General features: G+C 66.4%; 1 protein-coding gene. It reads right to left on the bottom strand.

Annotated elements, in window-relative coordinates; all coding sequences use genetic code 11:
- Positions 1–515, bottom strand: a 515-nt coding sequence (locus tag RNB18_RS50995) for an asparagine synthase-related protein (RefSeq protein ID WP_311720925.1), incomplete at its 3' end; no start/stop codon positions are given.
- Between the last annotated feature and the right edge of the window lie 9 nt (positions 516–524).

Genomic DNA, 524 nt, shown 5'->3' with positions numbered 1-524 from the left:
CACGCCATGGTCATGTTGTCGACCCGCTTGACCGGATCGTCGACCAGCATCACGGTGGTATCGAGGCGTAACGCCCGGTCCACACCGGTCTGCGCGCCCGCGGCGGCGAAGTGATCGGTCACGAACACGCCGCTGGGATCCCCGTCGGCCCGGTAGCTCTCGCTGATCAGCGCGCCCACCCCGGAGCTGTCCCGGTCGAAGAACGCTCCCCGGTAGCTGGCCACGGAGCCGTCAAGGCCGGCCGCACCTGGTTCGGCCATCGGCGGATACCAGTGATAACCGGCGAAAACCTCGTCGGCTCCCTGCCCGGACTGCACCACCTTGACGTGCCGGGATACTTCCTGGCTGAGCAGGTAGAAGGCCACACAGTCATGGCTGACCATCGGTTCGCTCATCGCGCCGATCGCTCCGTCGAGCGCGGGCAGCATGCGGTCGGTGTCGATGCGGATCTGGTGATGGTCGGTGTCGAAGTGTTCGGCGATGATGTCGGAGTACTTGAACTCGTCGCCGGCCACCCCGCCCAC

It is taken from the genome of Streptomyces doebereineriae (assembly GCF_031845645.1).
In the GTDB taxonomy this organism is placed as follows: domain Bacteria; phylum Actinomycetota; class Actinomycetes; order Streptomycetales; family Streptomycetaceae; genus Streptomyces; species Streptomyces canus.
This window is presented reverse-complemented; position numbering and strand designations above follow the sequence as displayed.